The sequence below is a fragment of the Rugosimonospora africana genome (assembly GCF_016862975.1).
Classification (GTDB): domain Bacteria; phylum Actinomycetota; class Actinomycetes; order Mycobacteriales; family Micromonosporaceae; genus Rugosimonospora; species Rugosimonospora africana.
Window position 1 is genome coordinate 26,756 of the sequence record NZ_BONZ01000089.1, and the last position, 21,408, is coordinate 48,163.

A 21,408-nucleotide genomic window follows, 5' to 3' on the forward strand; every position below is an offset into this window, starting at 1 on the left:
AGGACGGCGAAATACCACCACGGTTGGACGCCGGCCCGCGCCCGCCTGCGTATCGTCGATCGTCGCGATCGTTCTGCCCGGAAAGGACCGCGGTGACCAGTAGATACGATGTGATCAAGCACCAGGTGGCGCCGATTCTCAACGGCGCCAAGCGCGACTGCGAGGCCATCGAGTCAGCGGGCAAGTCGATTCTGCGCACCGTGGACGAGGCCATCTCGGCGTCGGGCGAGGGAAACCCGGTGGCCGGGGCGCTGATCGAGTTCGGCGCCAGCACCACCGGCTACGTGCGCGACTCGCTCGATCTCGCCGGGCGCGTGGTAGGTGCGGGATTCAACGCGACCAACGCGTACATCGAAGCCGACTGCCACATGACCGCCAACGTGCGCCGCGCCCTGGAGGTCGGGATCACCAGGCCGATCGACCACAAGCTGGAGACGACGTGAGCGAGGCCATCCCGATCCAGCCCATCAAGGACCGGATCAAGCGGTGCGGCGATCCGAGCGCGATCATCGGCGCGGCCGACACCCTGATGACCGGATGCCAGGTCGGCACGCAGGGCGAGGCCCTGACCTCCCGGTGGCGGAAGCTGTCCGGATGCTACTTCGCCCCGGAGACCGGTCAACTGGTCGCCTCGATCACGCCGGTACAGACGAAGACCGAACAGGTCGACACCTCGGTCGCGGAGGTCGGCCGCGCCCTGTCCGACTTCGGCTCCACGGTGCTGATCCTCAAACCGCAGCTGGAAAACCTGCTGAAGCGGGCGGAGAAGTTCAACGCCGAGGCGGCGGCCAGGCCGACGTGGCGTCACACGGCGTCGCCGGTATACGGGCCGGACGGCCAGCCGGAGCACTACACGAGCCACGACCATGGCCACAATCCGGGCGACGCGGTGACCGTCGACAACAGCGGGATGCACCACGAGTACTCGGAGATCTCCTCGGCACTGGACAAGTGCCAGCGGCAGCTGGCGGAGGCCGAGGCCGACTGTGTGAGCGCGATCGCCAGCCAGACCAACTCGGGCCTCGCCGACTCGGTACTGCCGCCGGGGCCGGTGCACCAACCCGGCCAGCTCGGCTCCGAGATGCCCGGCGCCGGAATGCCGCTGCTGTCCTGGGAGGACGACCTCGGCCTCGGCAACAACCCCTTCGGCAAGTCGTGGCTGGACAGGGCCCCGATGGTCGAGAAGATCTCCAACGGAGGCACCAAGGCTCTGGCGGACGGCCTGAACGCGTTCACCCGGCTCGTCGGGATCAACTACGACTGGGACCCGTCGACCGGCAAGAGTCACTGGGACTTCGGCGCGCACGTCGCCGGGCCCGCCTGGCTGGGTCTGGCCAGAGTGTCGATCTCGCTCGGCCTGCCGATGGTCGGTGGCGCCGCGTACGGCGTCGGCCGGATGACCGGCAACTCGACGCTGCGAAAGATCGGCGACAGCCTGAACCCGGTAAACGTGGTCAAGCAGAGCTGGGACGCGGTCAGCGGGAAGGGGCTACCCGGCGGTTGGGGCACCCGTGGCGGCTACCTGGCGGGCAACGTGCTGCAGGTCGCGATCCCCGGTCCGGGCAAGGCAGGGATCGCCGCGATGGCCGACAAGGAGGGCCTCATCGGCGCGATGGCGCGCGGCGCCCAGTACGTCGGCAAGGGCGGTTGGCTGGGCACTGACGTGCGGTTCACCTCCAAGGCGCTCGGCCTGGGCGACAAGTTCGGCTCGCTCGCCGACCGCCTGCCCGGGTTCACTCGGGTGTCCGACATGGTCAACAATTGGCACCTGAACGACCAGTCGCTGCCCAGACCGGTAGACCACGCCCCGTTGTCGGTCGACGACCGGTTCGGCCGCCTCAACGACGCCGCGGCGACCGCCGCCGACCGTGCGGCCGACCGCAACAGCGGACACCTGGGCCAGCTGAACGACGAGATCGCCCGCGTCCGCCAGCAGCAGAGCCAAATCACCACCGACGCACTCCAGCGGTCGACGGAGCTGCGGGCCGCCGGCCGCGCCCAGGAAGCCGTCGATGTCGTGTCCCAGGCCCGTGCCAAGACCGGCGCGCTCGACACGCGTGTGCAGGCGCTGACCGAAGCCCGGGACCAGCTGGACGGCGCGGCGTCCCGCCGGCACGCCGCCGCCAGCGGCCGGGTCGACTCCGGGCTCGACCCGCACGCGGGGTCGGACGGGGCGTCCGGGAAGCGGGGCATCGACTATGTCACCCGGGACAAGGACGGCAACGAGGTCGTCGTCACCGTGGGCCGCCACGAGTTCGACCCGGTCAGCGCGCGCCAGGAACTCATGAACCGCTGGCCGGACCTCACTCCGGAGCAGGCCGGGAAGGTCATCGACGCGTACGGGAAACTGCCCGGCATCCACGATCGTGCCTTCGACCCGGCCACGGCGGCGCCGCTGGTCGAGCGGGTCAACCGGGACCCGTTCGGAGTCGACGAGCACACCACGATGACGAAGGTGTCCCCGGACGGTAAAGCGATCGTGCGGAACCTCGGCGACGACAAGATCCACGGCTACGTGGCCCGCGACGGCGACCTCGCCGCGCAGACCGCCGCCGGACTGCGCGACGACCTCCAGCTCACCTACGCCCAACACGTCCCGCTCTCGGCGCTGAACGACCTGCGCGACCTGCCCGGCTGGCTGCGGCACCGGGGAATGCTCCAGCCCTACCGCAACGTCGGCAGGGACGGCATCACGATGATCCGCTTCCGGCCGCACCCCGACGACATCGCCGCGCTGCGCACACCGGTCGCCTCGGACAAGCTCGGCTGGGACGACCTGCCCGCGCACGTCAAGGACGAGGTACAGGGCGCACCCTACCGGGGCACCGGCATCACCGGCGGCGGCGACCTGACCCCGGAGATGGTCATCCCCTGGGGCGACGGGGTGCGCTACACCCACGCCGACGCCGTGTACCGGCACGCGTACCACGGCAAGGCCGTAGAGACCGTGTTCGAGGTGTACCGCAACGGCAAGTGGGTCACGCTGGACAAGCCGCTGACCTATTACGTCGCCGACGGCACCCTGGTCAACGGCCACGTGCGGCTGCCGGACTGGCTCACCGAGCGGCTGGGCGAGCCGGAGTCGAAGTGGGCGGGCCTCAAGGAGGCCGGCATGGACCAGATCCTCCTCAAGCACAGCCCGCGAGAGGACGCGATCGCCGTACAGGACGGGCAGACCGCCCAGGACAACGAGCACCGCGACCAGGAAGCGCAACGGCGCCTCGAGGAGGCGATGGGGACCCTCTCGCAGGCCGGTCAGGTTCCGGGTCGGCTGGACGGGCGCGGGTGACGGACGGCGGGCCGCCGCCGGGCGAGTCGGGGTTCGACGTGGCGACCCCGCTCGCCGCCGTGACCCTGTGCGAGCGTCCGGTCGTCGCGCTGACCGCCTGGCTGACCAGGGCCCTGGTGTACTGCGCCGGTACCGGGCGCACGCTCCAACTGGTGACGCCGCCGGCCTCGCGGTTGACCGTGCCGCTGGTCGCCGCGCTGCGCGAGACCGGCGCCCAGTGGGTCGTCTACGACCCGGACCAGCGGGCGTACTACGACGGCATGTGCGGCGTCCCGATGCGGTTCGACGACGGCGCGTTCCGGCACGACGATCCGCTGGCCGCGGCGGTACCCGGACCACCGGTGCCACCGGTCGCGTCCCGGCCGCTGGTGGCCTCCGCGTACGCCGCACCGCCGCCGCCGACCGGCCGGCAGTTGCGGGTACGCCTGGAGGTCAAGCACGAGGCCACCTCCTGGACCAGGATCGGCGACCCGATCGAGACGCTGTTCCAGGAGCTGACCGGACACCCGCCGGCGGGCTGGGGACCGGTCGAGCCGGTGGACCGCGTGTGGCGGACAGCGGACATCACCCGGTTCTGCCGGGAGGAGGTGCCGACCCACTCGTGGGTCACGGTGACCGGCGCCGGCGACCTGCCGGCGATGGCACTGCTCGAGGTCACCCGCGTCGCGGACGGCGTACAGGAGTCGATCGACGTCGCCGTGGGATACCCGCTGCCCGACCAACAACCGCCACTGGATGAACTGGCCGGGCTGACCGACCGGCTGGCCGGCGCCCACCAGTTGTCCTGGCTGTACGCCGAGACATGCCTGGGCCGCCACGACCTGACCCGGCCGGCACACGCCGAGGGCATACCGCTGCCCATCGCCCTGGCCATCGGCCCCGGTGTCACCGAACCGGTACCCGCCGGCACGACGGCCACTCTCCCGCCACGGGTACGCATCGGTCCGGCCCACCGCCCGACCGACTGGTACCAGCTGAGCCGCGGCGACTCCCCCGCGGGCTGGGAGGCGCTCATCGGACTGCTGACCGGCATCAGGACGGGCACGTCCGGGCTTACCTGAACGCAGCCAGAACCGGCCCGAACGCAGCCGGAAACCGGTTCGTGGCGGAGGTGAGCACGGCCCTGGGGAAACCGGCGGCGCCCGTCCGGTGAGCCGCTCGCCGGACGGGGTGCCGAACTACTGCCGCGCCGCTACTCGGAGTCTGCGCTACTCAGAGTCGGAGCCGACCCTCCCCGGCTGCGGCTCGCGCTGGCCGGGGATGACGTAGCCGGCCTCGTGCCTGCCCTGGTTGGGCGCCCACGGGTCGAACGGCACCTCGCCCTGCGGCGGTGCGTCGGCCACCGGCGCGTCGATGACCTGGGTCTCGGCTGTCGGGGCCAGCACGACCCGCGGGTCGACGACCTGCCCCTCGGCGGTCGGCCCACCGAATGGCGACTCGGCCGGCGCGACGTCTGCGGCCTGCGTCTCCGCCGGAGCGTTGGCCGGCTCGGTGTCCGGCGCGTCGGTGGGGAACGCGTGCCCGGCGTGGTGCTCGGCGACCTGATGGTCGGCAACCTGCTGCTCGACGGCGTGGTGGTCGCCCGGGTGGTGGTCGGCGGCCCGCGACTCGATCGCCTGACTCTCGATCCCCTGGGTGGTCTCGATCCCCTGCTGCTCGATTTCCTGGTTCTCGCCGGTCGGCGGGTCCAGGACGTCGCTGACCGGCCGGCTCGGGCCCATCCGCACCGGTACCACCTTGTATTCGCCGGTGTCCGAGCCACCGTGCGCGGCGGCGGCCATCACGGCCGCGGCGGCCAGGTCGGCCACCCGCTTCGCCTCCCGCTGCACCCTCGCCCGCACGTCCTTCGCGTGCCGCTCGGCGGTGTCGGCCTGCCGGCGCGCGTCGTCGAGCCGGTTCATCTCCGCGTTCAGGCTCTGCCGGGTCTCGACCAGGCTGTGCTTCAGCTGGGCGAGCTCCTGCTCGGTGGCGGCGCCCTCGTCGCGGGTCTGGGCGAGCTGCTGCTGCAGGCTGTCCAGCTCGGCGTGCAGCTGGCCGACCACCTGCTGGCGGCTCTCGATTTCCTGCTGTACGACGCCGAGCTGCTGCTGGTGCGTGGCGTGCTGCTCGTCGGCCCGGCGGCGCAGGTCGGCCGCGTGCTGCTGCGCCTCGGCGTGCAGCGCGGCGGTCTTCTGGTCGGCCAGGTTGCGCTTGTGGGTCAGCTCCCGGTCCGACGCCGCGTGACGCTCGGCGATCTCCCGCTCAGCGACGTTCCGTCGCTCGCCCAGTTCCTGTTCGACGGTGGCCTGCCACTGGCTCAGCTCCTGCTGGGTCCGGGCTCGGGCCGCCTCGACCTCCTGCTGGGCCTGCGCGCGGGCGGCGTCCATCAGCGCGGCGGTCTCCGCCCGGGTGTGCTCGAGCTGCTGGGTGCTCTGCTCGCTGATCCGCCGCGCCTCCTGCGTGGCGCGCTCGTGCGCGGCCTCGCCCTCGGTACGGAGCCGTTCGGCCAGCTCACGGATCTCGGCGAGTTCGGCCTGCGCGGCGGTGTGGCGCTCCTCGGTGTTCTTGTCGTGCTCGGAGCGCCGCGCGGTCAGCTCCTCCTCGAGGTCGTGCAGTGCCTGCAGGGCGCGTTCCCGCGCGTCGGCGAGCACCTTCTCCGCGTCGGCCTGCAGCTCGGCGGCCCGCTGCGCGGCAGTGCCGGTGAGGTTCTCGGCCTGCTTCTCGGCCAGCGCGATCATCTCGGTCACCAGCGGGCCCAGGTCGCCGAACGACGCCCGGTCCACCTGGGGCGGACGCTGGCGCAGGTCCATCAGCTCGGCCTGCATCTGCTGGAACTGCGCGACGATCTCCTGGAGTTGGCCATACGCCTGGTCGCGCTCGGCCGTCAGCGCCGCGACATCGCGCTCGACCTGTGCGACGAACTGGTCCACCTGCCGCTTCTCGTAGCCGCGCCGCGCGAGCTCGAAGCCCGGCCGCGGGGTCGCGTCGTCACGTAGCGCGAACAGATCTCCGCCGTTCGACATGCACCATCCTCCATACGGTCGCGACCACGATGCCGACGCGCGAGCCACGCCAGCAGGCATGGTCCGGCGCGGCCAGCCGACGGAGCGTCCCACCCGCCTGCAACGCCCCGACACGGTACCGCCGACGTCGGTCGGCCCGGCACCCCGCCCCGCGTAACAAGTTATCGACGTTCGTAGCAGTGTCGACGCAGTGCCACCGAATCGACACATAACAACGAACCTTTACAAAGAAACCTTGAGCAAGATATCTTGCCATCGTGTCCGGTAACCCCTCCTCCGGCCGCGACGCCACCGCGTTGCGAGCCCTCGCGCATCCCCTGCGCTGGAAGCTGATCGACCTGATCGGCCGCGACCAGACCGCCACCGCGACGCAGTGCGCGCGGGAACTCGGCGAGAGCGTCGCGAGCTGCTCCTACCACCTGAACCTGCTGGCCAAGTACGGCTTCGTCGAGCAGGCACCGGGCGGCGCCGGGCGGGAGAAGCCGTGGCGGCTGACGAGCTTCGAGCAGGACCTGTCCGGCGAGGGCCTGGGCGCCGACGGGCGGCTCGCCGCGCGGGCCGCGGCCGAGGTGTTCCTCGACCATGAGCTGGGCCGGCTGAAGGAGCGCCTGCGCCGGCACGACGACGAGCCGCGGGAGTGGCGGGACGCGACGACGTTCGGCGGGGTCAGCACGTTCATGACCGCCGACGAGCTGCGCGAGGTCACCCGGGCGCTCGGCGAGATCGCCCAGCGGCACGCCGGTCGCGCGACCGACCGCGGCACGGTTCCTCCGGGCGCCCGCGAGGTCCGGGTCTTCGTCGCCACCTCGGTCACACCGCCACCGGTCACAACGCCACCAGACGCGACCCCGGCCGGCGCGCCGGGCGCCGCGCCGATCCCCGGCGCACAGCCGGGCAGCGCGCAAATCCCCGGAACACAGCAGGCGGCCACCGCGCCTGATTCCGGCGCGCGGGCGGCCACCGCGCCGGCGTCGGCGGGAGGAGCGGAGTGAACGGCCAGCTGGCCACGGTGGCGCGGGCCGAGGAGCTGTCCCGGTCGCAGCGCTGGCCCGAGGCCGCGGACGGCTGGCAGGCGGTGGTCGGGCTCAATCCGGTCAACGGGGTGTACTGGAACCGGCTCGGACAGGCGCGGTTCGCGCTCGGCGACTACCGGAGTGCCCTGACCGCGTACGAGAAGGCGACGGCCCTGGGCGTGTGGCCGGTACGGGGACCGGAGCCGGTACCGCTGGCCGACGTCTTCCCGGGTGAGATCTGCTACCGGATCGCGTGCTGCCACGCCCGGCTCGGGAACACCGCGCCGGCCCTGGACGCGCTGGCCGGGGCCGTGCGGTACAACCTGCGCGACCTCGACCGGGCGACCACCGACGAGCATCTGGCCTCGCTGCGCGACGACCCCCGGTTCCGGGAACTCGTCGGGCCCCCCGACACCGGTGCGCGGTCACGGGTGGACGGCTGGCGTGCCGACCTGCGGACGCTGTGCCGCGAAGTCCGGCGCCGGGTGCCGTTCCGGGATGTCGTCGACGCCGGCTTCGACCGGGCCGCGGCCGACCTGGAGCGGGCCATCCCCGACCTGCCCGACATCCAGGTGACGATCGGGATGTGGCGGCTGCTGCGCCGGCTCAACGACGGCCACTCCCGGATCCTCGCCCACCCGGCGTTCCCCGACTGGGGCCGGTGCCTGCCGGTGTGGTTCTTCCTGTTCGCCGAGGGCCTGTTCGTCACCGCCGCCGACCCGCGGTACGAGCGGCTGGTCGGCGCGCAGGTGCTCGCGTTCGACGGGTGGGCCGTACCCGAGGTCGTGGCGGCCCTCGATCCCCTGCTCACCCGAGACAACGAGTACGGGCCGGCCGGCAGCGCGGCGGTCTGGCTGAGGCAGCCGGCGTACCTGCACGCCCTGGGCGCGGCGGACCGTCCCGGCGGGGTCACGCTCTCGGTCCGGTTGGCCGGCGGAGACACCGCGGACATCGCGGTCGAGGCCGAGGCGGCCCAGCCGCCGCGGAGCTGGCCACGCGGCGGGGCGCCACAGGTCCGGCCACTCGGCGCAGGGCCGCAGATCCAGCCACGCGGCGAGGCGCCACAGGTCCAGCCACGCGGCGGGACGCCGCGATTCCAGCCAAGCGGCGAGGCGCCGCGGCCGGCAGCGCCGGTCCCTGCCTACCTGCGGGCCGCCGACACGCCGTACTGGTTCGAGTACCTGCCCGCGGCGAACCTGGTCTACTTCCAGTTCAACGCGATCCAGGAGCGCCCGGACGAGCCGCTGGCCGAGTTCTCCGACCGGCTGTTCGCCGCCGTCGACGACCACCACGCGGCGGCGCTCGCCATCGACCTGCGCTGGAACGGCGGGGGCAACACGTTTCTCGCCATGCCCCTGGTGGACCGGGTCATCCGGCACGACCGCGTCAACCGGCGGGGCGCGCTGTTCGTCATCATCGGCCGCGACACGTTCTCCGCCGCGCAGAACACCGCGACCCTGCTCGACCGGCACACCCACGCGCTGTTCGTGGGCGAGCCGAGCGGGTCCAGCCCGAACTTCGTCGGCGAGACGGCGCCGTTCACCCTGCCGCACAGCGGGCTGCGGGTGAACGTCTCGGACCTGTACTGGCAGACCTCGTGGCCGCTGGACCACCGCACCGCCATCGCGCCGGACATCTACGCCCCGCCGACCTTCGCCGCGTTCCGGGACGGCCGCGATCCCGCGATGGAGGCCATCCTGGACACCCTCGCCGACGGTGCCTGCGACGGGAGTCCCGACGGCGCGGCTCGCGCCGACAGTCGCGCCGGCCGCGGCAACCCCAGCGGCGACGGGAGTCCCGACGGCGCGGGCGGCGGAATCAACCGGCCGGAGGGGGCGTTCGAGCCAGCATGACCGACAAGCAGATTCTCGTCCCGTCCGCCGACCATCCGATCACCGTCGAGCGGCATCCCGGCCGGATATCGGTTTCGGTGGCGGGTCAGACCATTGGCGCCACCACCGAGGCGCTGACCCTGCGCGAGGCGTCGTACCCACCGGTGCACTACGTGCCGCGCAAGGACGTGGACATGTCGGCGCTCACCCGTACCGACCACCAGACCTACTGTCCGTACAAGGGCGACTGCTCGTACTACAGCATCGAGACCGCCGACGGGACGCTGACCAACGCGGTGTGGACGTACGAGCAGCCGTACGCTTCGGTCGCGGAGATCGGCGGATACCTCGCTTTCTACCCAGACAGGGTCGACCTGGTCGAGGAGTGACCACCGGGTAGGTCTTGTCCGTCCACATCGGACAGAGGAACAATCGGACAGAAATCGGAGTCGAGCGCGGCGACCGCGTCCGACTCGCGGGCCCCGGGGTCCCCGGGTAAGTTCAGCACCCGTGACCGCCCAGGAACCCCGGCCCGCCGCCGAGCCCGCGGGCTTCCGGGCCGACATCGAGGGCCTGCGCGCCGTCGCGGTGCTGCTCGTGGTCCTGTACCACCTCACCGGCCACCCGCCGGCCGGATTCGTCGGCGTCGACGTCTTCTTCGTGGTGTCCGGTTTCCTGATCACCGGACTGCTGGTCCAGGAGACCGAGACTCGGGGCAGGCTGTCGTTCCGGGGCTTCTACGCGCGGCGGGTGCGCCGCATCCTGCCGGCGGCGCTGACCGTGCTGGCCGCCGCCGCCCTCACGGCGCACCTGGTGTTCCGGGGCGCCCGGGTGGCGCAGGCGGTCAGCGACATCTGGTGGTCGCTGGGTTTCGCGGCCAACATCCACTTCGCGCGCATCGGTGACGACTACTTCCAGGCCGACCGCGCGCCGTCGCTCGTGCGGCACTTCTGGTCGCTGGCCGTCGAGGAGCAGTTCTATCTCGTCTGGCCGGTCGTCATCGTGGTGGTGCTGTCGCTGCTCGGCCGGCGGCTGGCTGCGCGGCGGGCGCCGGCGCTGCTGCTGGCCGTCGTGGTGGTCGCGGGCGCCGCGTCGTTCGCGTATTCGGTGGTGCGGAGCCGGGAGACCTCGGCGGTGGCGTACTACTCCTCGCCGGGGCGGGCCTGGGAACTGGGTGCCGGTGCCGCGCTGGCAATCGCGCCGCGAGCGCTGCGCGGGCTGGCCGCCCGGCTGGGCCGGGCCCGCGGGCCGGTCTGGCTGCTCGGCCTCGTCGGGGTGGCGGCCAGCGGATTCGTCGTACCGCAGAGTCCCGGGTTCCCGGCGCCGTGGGGGGCGCTGCCGGTCGGGTCGGCCGCCGTACTCCTGGCCGCCGGGATGCCCGGTCGCCTCGGCGCCTGGGGCGCGGTGCTGACCAACCCGGTCAGCCGGTACCTGGGGCGGGTGTCGTACTCGCTGTACCTGTGGCACTGGCCGGTCATCGTGGTCACCGCCGCCCTCGTCCCGCACGCGCCGGGATACCGGTACCCGATCGCCGTGCTGGCCATGCTCGGGCTGTCGGTCGCCTCGTACCACTTCGTCGAGGCCCCCTGCCGGCGGCTCGGCACCCGACGGCTCGGCACCCGGCATCCGGACACGGTGCCGCCCGACGCGGTGCGACCCGGCGCGATGCCGCCCGAACGGGTGCTGCCGCGCCAACTGCGCCGGCCGGCCGTCGCCGCCGCGGCCTGCCTGGCCGCCGTCGCCGTGCTGGCCATCCTGGTGCCACAGCGCACCGCACCGCGGCTCCCCTCGGCGCGCGACACCGGGCTGCTGCCGCTCCCGACCCAGGACGTCGCCCCGGCGCCCACCATCCTCGCGGCGGCGATCGACGCGTCGCTGTCGGCGGGCGGCTTCCCCGCGCTGAGCCCGCCGCTGGAGCAGCAGGGCACCGCCCGCTCGCACTGGGGCGACTGCTCGGTGCCGACGCCGGACGAGCCGGGGCGGTGCACCTTCGGCACCGGAGACCGGCTCGCCGTCGTCATCGGCGACTCCATGGCGATGAGCTGGCTGCCCGGCGTCCAGGCCGCGCTGGGCCACGACTGGCGGGTCGTCGGGCTGACGCTGGAGAGCTGCCCGGCGGCCGACGTCCCGGTCGACGACACCAACGGCCGGTACGACAGCGACTGCGACACCCACCACTCCTGGGTCCTCTCGCAGGCCGTCGCGCTCGATCCCGCGCTCGTCGTCCTGTCCAGCACCGAGGACACGCTGGGACGGCTGGCCAGCAAGGCGACCGGCGCGCGGGCGGCCACCGAGTACGAGTCGGCGCTGCGGCGCACCGTCACCACGCTCGGTGCCGGTGGCACCCGCCGGATCGTCACGCTGGCGCCGCCACCCAAGGCCGGATCGCTGACGGACTGCGACACGGCCGGCGGCATTCCGGCCGACTGCGTGCGGCCCATCAGCAACCAGTGGATTTCCCAGTCCACCGCCGAACAGGCGGTCGCCCGGTCCACCGGTACCGCCTATGTGGACACCCGGCTGTGGTTCTGCGACAGTGCCGGCTTCTGCCCGTCGTTCGTGGGCGCCACAGCGGTCCGTTGGGACACCGAGCACCTCACCGACGTCTACGCGCGCTCCCTGGCCCTACCCCTGCGGCAGGTTCTGCTCGACACAAGGTGAACCCGACAGCCGCTTGCGCAGATGCGCGAATGACGGCCAATCGCTTGTACCGTACCGGAAACTTCGACCCAGTCTGGCTCGGCGCGTCTGACGCCGCGCGACGACCCAGACCAGTCGCGCCCCTGGGCCGGACGGCAGGCATCGATTAGTATCGCTGCATTCCGCAGCGGTCAGCGGTCTGTCCGAAAACGGAACAACCGCGACTTCTTCCTTTCACAGTTGGGGGCCACGCATGTCCCGAACATCCGTCCGCTCGCTTGCCACCGGCGCCACCATCGCGCTGCTGGCCGGCGTGCTCAGCGTCACCGCGCTGAGCACGCCCGCCCAAGCCGCGGCCTGCACACCCGCACAACTGATCGGCAACGCCGGCTTCGAGTCCGGCTCGACACCGTGGACCGCGACGTCCGGTGTGATCGGCGCGTCCAGCGGCCAGAGCGCGCACGGCGGCACCCGGTTCGCCTGGCTCGACGGGTACGGCTCGACACACACCGACACGCTGGCGCAGACCGTCACGCTGCCCGCCGACTGCACCACCGCGACCCTGACGTACTGGCTGCACATCGACACCGCCGAGACGACCACCACCACCGCGTACGACACGCTCACCGTGCAGGTCGGCACGACGACGGTGGCGTCCTACTCCAACCTCAACAAGGCCACCGGGTACCAGCAGCGGACCGTGGACGTGTCCGGCTTCGCCGGCCAGACGGTGACGCTGAAGTACACCGGCACCGAGGATTCAGGGGCACAGACCAGCTTCGTCCTCGACGACGTGGCGCTGAACGTCTCCGGCGGCGGCACGACCGGCCAGAACCCGGTGGTGACCAATCCCGGAGCGCAGTCGTCCACCGTGGGTACCGCGGTGAACCTGCACATCGCGGCGACGGACCCGCAGGGCGACGCGCTGACCTACTCCGCCACCGGGCTGCCGGCGGGCCTGTCCATCAACGCCTCCACCGGAGTGGTCAGCGGGACACCGACCACGGCGTCGACCGGCAGTGTCACGGTCACCGCGACCGACACCGGGTCGAACACCGGATCCGCGACGTTCACCTGGACGGTGAGCCCGGCCGGCGCGGACGCCACCCGTACGCCGGGCAGGGCGTCGTACACGCTGAACCTGACCAGCAACGCCTCCGGCGGCACCTGGACCGGGCAGGAGACCATCGGCTTCACCAACCTGTCGCCGAGCCCGCTGCCCGAGGTGTACCTGCGACTGTGGGACAACTACCACGGCACCTGCCCGTCCAACCAACCGATCCAGATCAGCGGCGTGACCGGTGGCACCCTGGGCTCGCTCGAGGTCAACTGCACGGCGGTGAAGATCACCCTGCCGTCACCGCTGGCGCAGAACCAGTCCGGCACGGTCCGGTTCACCGTGTCCATCGCGGTACCGGCCGGCAGCGACCGGTTCGGCAGCGACGGTGCGTACAACTTCATCGGCAACGCGATCCCGGTCCTCGCGGTGCGCGACGGCGCCGGCTGGCACCTGAGCCCGTACACCAACAACGGCGAGTCCTTCTACCAGTTGGCCAGCGACTACACCGTGACGCTGGACCACCCGACCTCGGTGCTGACGCCGACCACCGGCCGGGCGACCGAGACACCCGGAGCGTCCGGGCGCACCATCACCACCGCGACCGCCACCAGCGTGCGCGAGTTCGCCTGGTGCGCCGGCCCGTTCGTGAAGACGACCACGACGACCTCCTCCGGCGTGGTGTTCAACACCTGGCGCACGTCCAGCATCAGCGCGACGACCGCGGCGAGCATGCAGTCCACCGGCGCCAGCGCGATGGTCGGGCACGCGAGCCGGTTCGGCGCGTACCCGTACGGCGAGATCGACCTGATCCTGCACAACAACTTCTGGTTCGGCGGCATGGAGTACCCGGGCCTGGTGCTGTCCCAGCCGTCGGCCACACCGGTCATCCACGAGTTGGGGCACCAGTGGTTCTACGGGATCGTCGGCGACGACGAGTACACCACCCCGTGGCTGGACGAGGGGTTCACCGACTACGCCACCGACCTCCAGCAGGGCATCACCGGCACCAACTGCTGGGCCAACGTCAGGTTCTCCACCGGCGAGAACATCACCAACTCGATGGCGTACTGGGACGCGCACTCGTCGCGGTACTCCACCGTCGTCTACACGTACGGCAAGTGCGCCCTGCACGACCTGCGGCGGCTGATCGGTGACTCCACGATGTCGTCGCTGCTGTCCAGCTACGCGGCCAGCCACTGGTACGGCATCTCCACCGTGGCCGACTTCAAGGCGGCGGCCCAGGCCGCCACGTCGGTCGACCTGACCTCGTTCTGGTCGACGCACCACATCGTCGGCTAGCCGAGTCCGAGCCGCCCGCCGCCCGGCAGGGTGCGGGCGGCTCGGCGCGTCTGGCGCCGCGCCACGACCCGGACCGGTCGCCGGGCCCCGCCCTACCGCCGGCCGAGGCGGCGTAGACAGTGTCTACTGGCTCGTGGTAGACAGTGTCTATGCCTGATGAGGACGCGGATCTGCGCTCCCGCCTGGTCGCGGTCGGGGTCCACCTGGTGGCCACCGAGGGGATGCCGGCCCTGACGCTGCGGGAGATCGCTCGCCGGGCCGGTGTGTCGCACGGCGCACCGCGCCGGTACTTCCCGACCCACCTCGCCCTGCTGTCGGCCATCGCCCGCGAGGGCTTCGCCGACCTGGCCGACCGTGTCGCCGACACGCTGCGCACCGGCGGCACGCACCCCCGCGATCGACTCATGGCGCTGGGCCGCGCCTACCTCGCCTTCGCGTCGTCCCGGCGCGGCATGTTCGAGCTGATGTTCCGGCACGACCTGCTGGAGAGCAACAGCCTCGGGCTGCGGGAGACGAGCCTGCCGCTGTTCACCGTCCTGGTCGACCTGGTCGCCGCGGCACGGCCGCCGTCGGAGGTCCCGCCGCCGGTCGTCGCCGGGGCGCTCTGGGCCAACCTGCACGGCATCGCCCTGCTGTGGGGATGGGGCAGCCTCCCACTCGCGACCGGGGCCGGCGAGGTCGACGCGCTGCTGCGCGCCGCGCTGGACGCGCACCTCGGGACGGATCCCCGTCCCGGAACGGATCCGCGCCCCGGAACGGATCCGCGGGTGACGGCGGTGGCGCGGTGACCGGCGTCGAGGTCAGCGAGCGCACCGTCGAGGTCGCCGGGGTGACCATCCGGTACCGGGCGGCCGGCGCATCCGGCGCCCAGCCGGTCGTTCTCCTGCACGGCGGGGCCAGCCGGGCGGCGACCTGGGACCGGCTGGCCGCCGCACTGGTGGCCCGCGGCCGCCGGATCGTCGCGGCCGACCTGCGCGGGCACGGGGGCAGTTCGCGCACGGCGGACTATCCGCTGCGCGGGTACCGCGACGACATCCTCGGACTGCTCGACGCGCTGGCGATCGAGCGGGCGGCACTGGTCGGCCACTCGCTCGGCGGGCACGTGGCATCGCTGCTCGCGCAGGACCAGCCGGACCGGTTCACCCGGCTGGTCCTGGAGGAGCCGCCGGTGCCCTCGCGCGAGCTGTCGGACCGGCACGGCCTGTCCTCGGCCAGGTTCCTGCTGCCCGCCCTGGGCAGTTTCGGCACCCGGCGGGGCTACGACCGCCGGGCGGTGGTCTCCGCGGTGCGGCAGTTGCGGGTACCCGACCCGAGCTGGTGGGACCGGCTGCCGGCGGTCAGCGCGCCGGCCCTGCTCGTCTCGGGCGGCCCGCGCAGCCACGTACCGCCGCAGCGGCTCGCCGAGGTGCGCGACGGGCGGCTGGTCACCATCCCGGTCGGGCACCGGGTGCACAGCCGCGCCCCGGAGCGGTTCCGGGACGCCGTCGTCCCGTTCCTGACCGGCTGACTGTGCCGTCCGCGACGACGGTGGCGTGCGGTCGCGGTGGCGTGCGGTCACGGTGCCGGCCGGAATTCCGGTTGCCGGCCGGCTCCGGGCTGCCGACCATGGGGGAATGCGCGTGACGTTCACCCGGTTCCCGAAGGGCCAGCGCGCCTGGTCGCTCGTCGAGCGCGACGACGGCGTGGCGTACCGGATGGATGGCCCGTCGGTGCGCGGCAAGCTGCCGCACGACCTGATCCACCTCACCGTCGAACGGACGCTCGGCATAGCCGACGGCATCTGGGGCGCGATCGCCGCGGGCGCGGTGTTCGAGAGCATGCACCACCATGCCGGGCGGCGCCCTCCGCACGCCGCCGAACACTCGGCCGCGCTGATCCGGGCCAACGGCGCGAGCCTCCACGCCGCCGAACTCGTCGGCGGGCTCGCCGAGCGGATCGCGGACACGCCACCGCCGACCCCCGCCGACGTCGTGCGGCAGGCCGAGGAGTATCTGCAGTGGCTGGACGGCACGGTCGACCTGGCCCGGCTGGAGGTGGCCGCGGCGGCCGTGCGTGAGGCGACCGAGAACTGGCACGCGGTACCGGTCGGCGGCCAGGTGGTCGCGTGGTGGCCGGCACGGCTGCGGATGGCACCGGTACCGGCGCGCCGGACCGCGCGGAGTGGGGTCCGGGCACGGCCCACCGCCCGCCGGACGGCCTGACTCACCGGCAGGTCGGTGCCCGGCCCGGCCGGCCTATGCCCTGCGCGGCCGCGCGACGCTTCGCGTCGCCGCCGGTGCGTCGCCCGGCCGGCGGCCGTTCGGAGACGCCGTTCGGGACCCAGCCGGTCGGGACCCAGCCGGTCGGGACGAGCGAGTCGGGACGAGCGGGTCAGGAGGAGCGGGACCGCCACAGGCGCAGCAGCGCCCGGATGCCGAGCACGCCGAGCGTGGTGCCGAACGCGACCGAGACCACGATCAGCACGGCGTGCACCCACAGGAACGCGGTCGGGCTGCCGTGCCCGACCGTGCCCGCCGACCAGGCCCGCGGGTCGTCCCAGATGGCCACCGCGAACCGGGGCCAGATGATCCAGTTCCACACGCCGACCACGACCAGGAACACCGCCCAGCCCCGGGTCAGCGAGAACCCGCCGGGTCGGCCGGACGTCCCGGGCACAACGGTCGTTTCGCTGTCCTGCACGACACGCAATCTACCGCCGGCGGCCGCCCTGCTATCCTAGGGCTCTTAGGTTTCCTCCGAGTACTCGAAGGTTTGGGATGCCACGGCAGGGTCTGACGAGCGAACGCGTCCACGCGGCCGCGGCCGAACTGGCCGACTCGGTCGGGCTGTCGCGGCTGACCATCGCCGCCGTCGCGCGGCACTTCGGGGTCGCGGACGCCAGCCTGTACGTGCACGTCCGCGGCCGCGACGCGCTCATCGAGCAGGTCGCGGTGCGGGCCGCCGCCAGCTTCGCCGACGACTTGGCGCTGGCCGTGGCCGGCCGGGCCGGCAGGCAGGCCCTCGGTGGGTTCGCCAGCGCGTACCGCTCGTTCGCGGTCCGCCACCCGGGGCAGTACGCGGCGACGCAGCTGCAACTGCCGCCCGAGGTCGGCCTGGCATCGGCCGGCCACCGGCGCATGATCGAGCTGAGCTACGCGGTGCTGCGCGGGTACCGGCTCGACGAGCCGGACCTGACCGACGCGGTGCGCTTCGTGCGCAGCACCCTGCACGGGTTCGCGAGCCTGGAGAGCTCCGGCGGCTTCGGGCACCCCCGCGCCGTGGACACCTCGTGGGAATCGACTGGTTCGGGTCGTGGCGCGGTGCCAGACGCTCCGAGCCGGACTAGTCGAAAGATCGTCGACGCGGTACACGCCGCGTTGAGCAACTGGCCGACCGGCACAGAGGAGCACTGATGAACAACCCGTCCGGCAGCGACCGGGACGTGGTGAGCACTCCGACTGGTCTGGGTGGGCCCGTCTCCGCCGCGCGGCGACCCAGACCAGTCGACGGCACCCGGCTGGTGGTCCGGTGCGTGGGCACCGGCGACCCCGTCGTCCTCGTCCACGGCTCGGGCGGTGGGCTGCACTCCTTCGCCGCGGTGGCCGAGCTGCTGGCCGGGGAATACGAGCTGTGGATGCCGGCGCGGCGCGGGTACGGCCCGAGCGACGTGCCGGCCGGAGTCAAGTCGTTCGACGACGAGGTAGCCGACGTCATCGCGGTCATCGAGGCCGCCGGTGGGCGGGTGCACCTGGTCGGGGCGTCCTACGGAGCCACCCTGGCGCTGCACGTCGCGGCGAAGCACCCGGGCGGCCTGCGCTCGCTGGCCCTGTTCGAGCCCCCGCTGTTCGCGGCCGGGCCGTGGATCACACCGCTGCTCGACCGGTACCGCGGCGCCCTGGAACGCGACGACGCCGCGGAGGCGTTCGCGGTGCTCAACGAGGTGACCCGGGTGCCCCCGGCGATCGTCGCGGCACTGACCGCGGCGGTCGGCGACCAGGCACCCGACCCGGTCGAGGCGGCCCGCTCGGCGACCGGCTGGCTGCACGACCTCGAGGCACTCGCCGTGGACGGCACGGACACCGCCCGGTGGTCCTCGATCACCCCGCCGGTGCTGCTGATGCAGGGGGCCGACACCTGGGAACCCATGCCCACCACGATGGACGCCCTGGCGGCGGCGATCCCGCACGCGCGGCGGGTCAGCTGGCCCGGGCAGTCACACTTCGCGACCATGACGGCACCCGCGCTGGTCGCCGGCGCCCTGCGCGAGTTCTTCGCCTCGGTCGCGGACTGACGCGGGGCCGTCGTCGCGCGCCCGGCGGCGAGGACCGAGAGCCACCCGGCGGACCGGAAGCCGGCCGGGGGCGGGAAGCCGTCAGCCGGTCGGAAGCCGTCAGAACGAGCAGTTGATCAGGTCGCACTCGGGCGAGAGCCGGACCCCGAACCGGTCCTCGACACCCCCGCGGATGTGCGCGGCGAACTTCATGACGTCGTCGGTCGTCGCGCCGCCGCGGTTGGTGATGGCCAGGGTGTGGCGGCTGGAGAGAGTGACGTTGCCGTTGCCCCAGTCGCCGCCGTACCCGGGCGCGAAACCCGACCGGTGGATCAGCCACGCGGCCGACAGCTTGATGCCCTCGGAGACCACGTGCTGCGGGCATTCGCTGGCCGCCTCGGGAACCTCGGCCAGCACCGGGTTGAGGAAGAACGACCCCACGCTCCAGGTGTCGTGGTCGTCCGGGTCGAGCACCATGCCCCGCTTGCGTCGCAGGCTCAGCACCGCCTCGCGGACGTCGGCCGGGGCCGCGGTCTGGCCGGCCTCGATGCCCAGCGCATGGGCGAGGTCGGCGTACGTGATGGGATTCGACCGGTCGGCCCGTCGCAGCCGCAGCGTCACGTCCAGTACGACCCAGCGGGGGTTGCGCTTGAACACCGAGGTGCGGTGCGGACCGAACCCGCAGCGCTCCGGAAGCCAGCGCTCCACGCTGCCGGTCTCCCGGTCGTACACGTGCAGCGATTCGAGCACGTCGGAGGTCAGGGCGCCGTACGCGCCGACATTCTGCACCGGGGTGCCACCGACCGAACCCGGTACGCCGGACAGCGCCTCGATGCCGGACAGCCCTTCGGCGATGGTCGTCCGGACGACGTGGTCCCACTCGACTCCGGCGTCGGCGGTGACGCGGTCACCGTCGATCGCCAGTTGGGAGGTGGCCATCTTGATGACCGTGCCCGGCCAACCCGAGTCCGCCACCACGAGGTTGGAACCGCCACCCATCACCAGCAACGAGTCGCCGCCGTCGGCGTGCTCACGCAACAGTTCGACGGCGTGCGCCGTGGTCTCCGGGATCTGGAGCCGGCCGATCGGACCGCCGACCCGCATCGTCGTCACATCAGAGAAAGAGGTATCCACGTGAGCCCTTGTTGACAGTCGCGAGCCCGCGACAATCGCTGCGATCGGCCGTGCATCACGATCACGGTATCACGCGCGGGATGACCGGTCCGGATGACCGTCCAGCCCGCCCGACCAGCGGTTTTCCCCGATCGCGGATGCCACCGCGTGCCTGCTTCCCGGCCGTGGCGACGCCCGGGAAGGCGTCGCCGAGCCCGTCCGCCAAGGCGCGTCCGTACCCGAATGGGAAGATCCCCGGACGGCGCGGACATTATCCCGGGGGTACCCGCCCCGGGAGGCGCGATCCGCGATCCGGGCCGCCCGGCCCGCCGGTGCGGCGCACGCCGCCCGGTACGGTAGACCCCTGTCGATTTCGCTGGAGGTTCCCGCCGGTGTCCGCTCCCCCGCCCCGCCACGCCGTCGTGATCGGCGGCAGCCTCGCCGGAATGTGTGTCGCACGCGCCCTCGCCGATTCCGTCGACCGGGTGACGGTGGTCGAGCGGGACCGGTTCCCGGACAGTCCCACGGTCCGCAAGGGCGTACCGCAGGCACACCACCTGCATGTGCTCGTCACGGCCGGGCAGCGCGCACTGGAACAGTTGTTTCCCGGCATCATCGACGAGCTGCACGGGGCCGGCGCGGTACCGGTGGCCGCACCCACCGACATCCTCTACCTGACCGCCACCGGGTGGCGGCAGCGCTTCCCGGCCACGCACCGGCTCGTCGGAGCGAGCCGGGAACTCATCGACTGGACCGTCCACAAGCGACTGTCGACGGACGAACGGATCCGGTTCCTGCCCGGGCACGACGCCGTCGGGCTGTGTTCGGCCGGCTCCGGCGCGGACGGTGCCGCGGTGACCGGGGTGCGGTTGCGGGCGCGTGGCGCCGGCGACACCACGGCCGCCGGGGCCCCCGCGGATGAGACCGCTGCCCGCGACGGCACCGAGGAACTGCCCGCCGACCTCGTCGTGGACGCGAGCGGGCGCGGCTCCCGCGCTCCCGACTGGCTGGCCGCCCTCGGGTACCCGCGCCCGGCCGAGACCCGCATCGACGCCGGGCTGGGGTACGCCAGCCGGCGCTACATCCTGCCCGACGGCGCGGCCGGCGACTGGAAGAACATCCTGATCCTGCCCGATCCGCCGAAGTCCGGACGCGGAGCGGTGCTGTACCCGATCGAGGGCGACCGGTGGATGCTCACGCTCGGCGGCCTGGGCGACGACAAGCCGCCCACCGACGACGAGGGATTCCTGGAGTTCGTCCGGGGACTGCGCAGCCCGGTCCTGTACGACGCGATCAAGGACGCCCGGCCGGACTCCCCCGTCCACGGCTTCCTGCAGACCAGCAACCACCGGCGGCACTACGAGTCGATGCGGACCTGGCCGCGCGGGTTCGTGGTCGTCGGCGACGCGATCTGCGCGTTCAACCCGGTCTACGGCCACGGGATGAGCGTTGCCGCGCGGACCGCGATCGCGCTGGCCGAGCACCTGCGCACCCGCCCGTCGGGTGCCCCCGGTTTCGACCAGGACACGCAGGCGGTCGCCTCCCGGTGCGCCGACGCCGCATGGCTCGTGGCGACCGGCGCCGACTCGCGGATTCCCGGGGCGACCAGCACCCGGCCCGGGCTGCGCGACCGGTTCTCGCACCGGTACCTGAGCCGGGCCGCCGACGTGGCGAACCGCGACCCGCACGTGGCGAAGGTGCTCACCGACGTGATGCACCTGATCGCGCCGCCGACCGCGCTGCTGCGGCCGGGTGTGATGGCCCGGGTGGCGCGCGGCCGGCCGGGACCGCAGCTGTGGGAGCCGCCGCGGCCCGAGACGGCGTAGCGCGGCAGGACAGCGGCGCCGCGAGAAGAGCACCGGAACGGGGTGGAGCCGGGATCCCGCCAGATCCCGGCACCACCCCGCGGCC

General features: G+C 72.8%; 17 protein-coding genes. 14 read left to right on the plus strand and 3 right to left on the minus strand.

Going from position 1 to position 21,408, the window contains the following annotated elements:
* The first annotated feature begins 92 nt into the window (after positions 1 to 92).
* Genes Raf01_RS41125 through Raf01_RS41135 form a run of 3 tightly spaced genes read left to right on the plus strand, consistent with a single transcriptional unit; the run spans position 93 to position 4,350 of the window.
* Complete coding sequence (locus Raf01_RS41125) at positions 93 to 443, plus strand: DUF6507 family protein (RefSeq protein WP_203923557.1); 351 nt, start codon at positions 93 to 95, stop codon at positions 441 to 443.
* A complete protein-coding gene (locus Raf01_RS41130) occupies positions 440 to 3,289 on the plus strand; it encodes a hypothetical protein (protein ID WP_203923558.1) in 2,850 nt (949 codons plus the stop codon). The genes Raf01_RS41125 and Raf01_RS41130 overlap by 4 nt, the downstream gene beginning before the upstream one ends.
* Positions 3,286 to 4,350 (plus strand): DUF6177 family protein, encoded by a 1,065-nt coding sequence (locus Raf01_RS41135; protein WP_203923559.1) that lies wholly within the window; start codon positions 3,286 to 3,288, stop codon positions 4,348 to 4,350. The genes Raf01_RS41130 and Raf01_RS41135 overlap by 4 nt, the downstream gene beginning before the upstream one ends.
* Positions 4,351 to 4,497: 147 nt before the next feature.
* Here the strand turns inward: Raf01_RS41135 and Raf01_RS41140 are convergent, their stop codons facing one another.
* Positions 4,498 to 6,291 carry a coiled-coil domain-containing protein gene (locus tag Raf01_RS41140; protein WP_203923560.1) on the minus strand — a complete coding sequence of 598 codons (1,794 nt, stop codon included), beginning with the start codon at positions 6,289 to 6,291 and terminating at the stop codon, positions 4,498 to 4,500.
* 257 nt (positions 6,292 to 6,548) lie between these two features.
* On the opposite strand from Raf01_RS41140, the gene Raf01_RS41145 reads away from it, so the two are divergent.
* From Raf01_RS41145 to Raf01_RS41185, 8 genes are all read left to right on the plus strand, one after another.
* Complete coding sequence (locus Raf01_RS41145; protein WP_203923561.1) at positions 6,549 to 7,283, plus strand: ArsR/SmtB family transcription factor; 735 nt, start codon at positions 6,549 to 6,551, stop codon at positions 7,281 to 7,283.
* Positions 7,280 to 9,157, plus strand: a complete 1,878-nt coding sequence (locus Raf01_RS41150; RefSeq protein ID WP_203923562.1) for a TPR end-of-group domain-containing protein — start codon at positions 7,280 to 7,282, stop codon at positions 9,155 to 9,157. Before Raf01_RS41145 ends, Raf01_RS41150 begins: the two co-directional genes overlap by 4 nt.
* On the plus strand, positions 9,154 to 9,525 hold the full coding sequence (locus Raf01_RS41155; protein ID WP_203923563.1) for a DUF427 domain-containing protein: 372 nt from the start codon (positions 9,154 to 9,156) through the stop codon (positions 9,523 to 9,525). The genes Raf01_RS41150 and Raf01_RS41155 overlap by 4 nt, the downstream gene beginning before the upstream one ends.
* A gap of 121 nt (positions 9,526 to 9,646) precedes the next feature.
* The gene (locus Raf01_RS41160; RefSeq protein WP_203923564.1) at positions 9,647 to 11,797 is read left to right on the plus strand and encodes an acyltransferase family protein; all 2,151 of its coding nucleotides are present in this window, start codon (positions 9,647 to 9,649) and stop codon (positions 11,795 to 11,797) included.
* Between the two features lie 232 nt (positions 11,798 to 12,029).
* Positions 12,030 to 14,135 (plus strand): putative Ig domain-containing protein, encoded by a 2,106-nt coding sequence (locus tag Raf01_RS50170; RefSeq protein WP_239134358.1) that lies wholly within the window; start codon positions 12,030 to 12,032, stop codon positions 14,133 to 14,135.
* A gap of 149 nt (positions 14,136 to 14,284) precedes the next feature.
* Complete coding sequence (locus Raf01_RS41175) at positions 14,285 to 14,923, plus strand: TetR/AcrR family transcriptional regulator (protein WP_203923565.1); 639 nt, start codon at positions 14,285 to 14,287, stop codon at positions 14,921 to 14,923.
* The gene (locus Raf01_RS41180; RefSeq protein WP_203923566.1) at positions 14,920 to 15,642 is read left to right on the plus strand and encodes an alpha/beta fold hydrolase; all 723 of its coding nucleotides are present in this window, start codon (positions 14,920 to 14,922) and stop codon (positions 15,640 to 15,642) included. The genes Raf01_RS41175 and Raf01_RS41180 overlap by 4 nt, the downstream gene beginning before the upstream one ends.
* Before the next feature lie 106 nt (positions 15,643 to 15,748).
* Positions 15,749 to 16,336 (plus strand): hypothetical protein, encoded by a 588-nt coding sequence (locus tag Raf01_RS41185; RefSeq protein WP_203923567.1) that lies wholly within the window; start codon positions 15,749 to 15,751, stop codon positions 16,334 to 16,336.
* A 169-nt stretch (positions 16,337 to 16,505) separates the two neighbouring features.
* Here the strand turns inward: Raf01_RS41185 and Raf01_RS41190 are convergent, their stop codons facing one another.
* Positions 16,506 to 16,814, minus strand: coding sequence for an SCO4848 family membrane protein (locus Raf01_RS41190; protein ID WP_239134359.1), 309 nt, complete (start codon positions 16,812 to 16,814; stop codon positions 16,506 to 16,508).
* A gap of 77 nt (positions 16,815 to 16,891) precedes the next feature.
* Here Raf01_RS41190 and Raf01_RS41195 point away from each other — a divergent pair, with 77 nt between their 5' ends.
* On the plus strand, positions 16,892 to 17,527 hold the full coding sequence (locus tag Raf01_RS41195) for a TetR/AcrR family transcriptional regulator (protein WP_203923568.1): 636 nt from the start codon (positions 16,892 to 16,894) through the stop codon (positions 17,525 to 17,527).
* Positions 17,527 to 18,405: an alpha/beta fold hydrolase gene (locus Raf01_RS41200; RefSeq protein WP_203923569.1), complete on the plus strand. Its 879-nt coding sequence runs from the start codon at positions 17,527 to 17,529 to the stop codon at positions 18,403 to 18,405. The genes Raf01_RS41195 and Raf01_RS41200 overlap by 1 nt, the downstream gene beginning before the upstream one ends.
* A 99-nt stretch (positions 18,406 to 18,504) precedes the next feature.
* Here the strand turns inward: Raf01_RS41200 and Raf01_RS41205 are convergent, their stop codons facing one another.
* A complete protein-coding gene (locus Raf01_RS41205) occupies positions 18,505 to 19,518 on the minus strand; it encodes a UDP-N-acetylmuramate dehydrogenase (protein ID WP_275413163.1) in 1,014 nt (337 codons plus the stop codon).
* Positions 19,519 to 19,889: 371 nt separating this feature from the next.
* On the opposite strand from Raf01_RS41205, the gene Raf01_RS41210 reads away from it, so the two are divergent.
* Positions 19,890 to 21,323, plus strand: a complete 1,434-nt coding sequence (locus Raf01_RS41210) for an FAD-dependent oxidoreductase (RefSeq protein WP_203923571.1) — start codon at positions 19,890 to 19,892, stop codon at positions 21,321 to 21,323.
* The last annotated feature ends 85 nt before the right edge of the window (positions 21,324 to 21,408 follow it).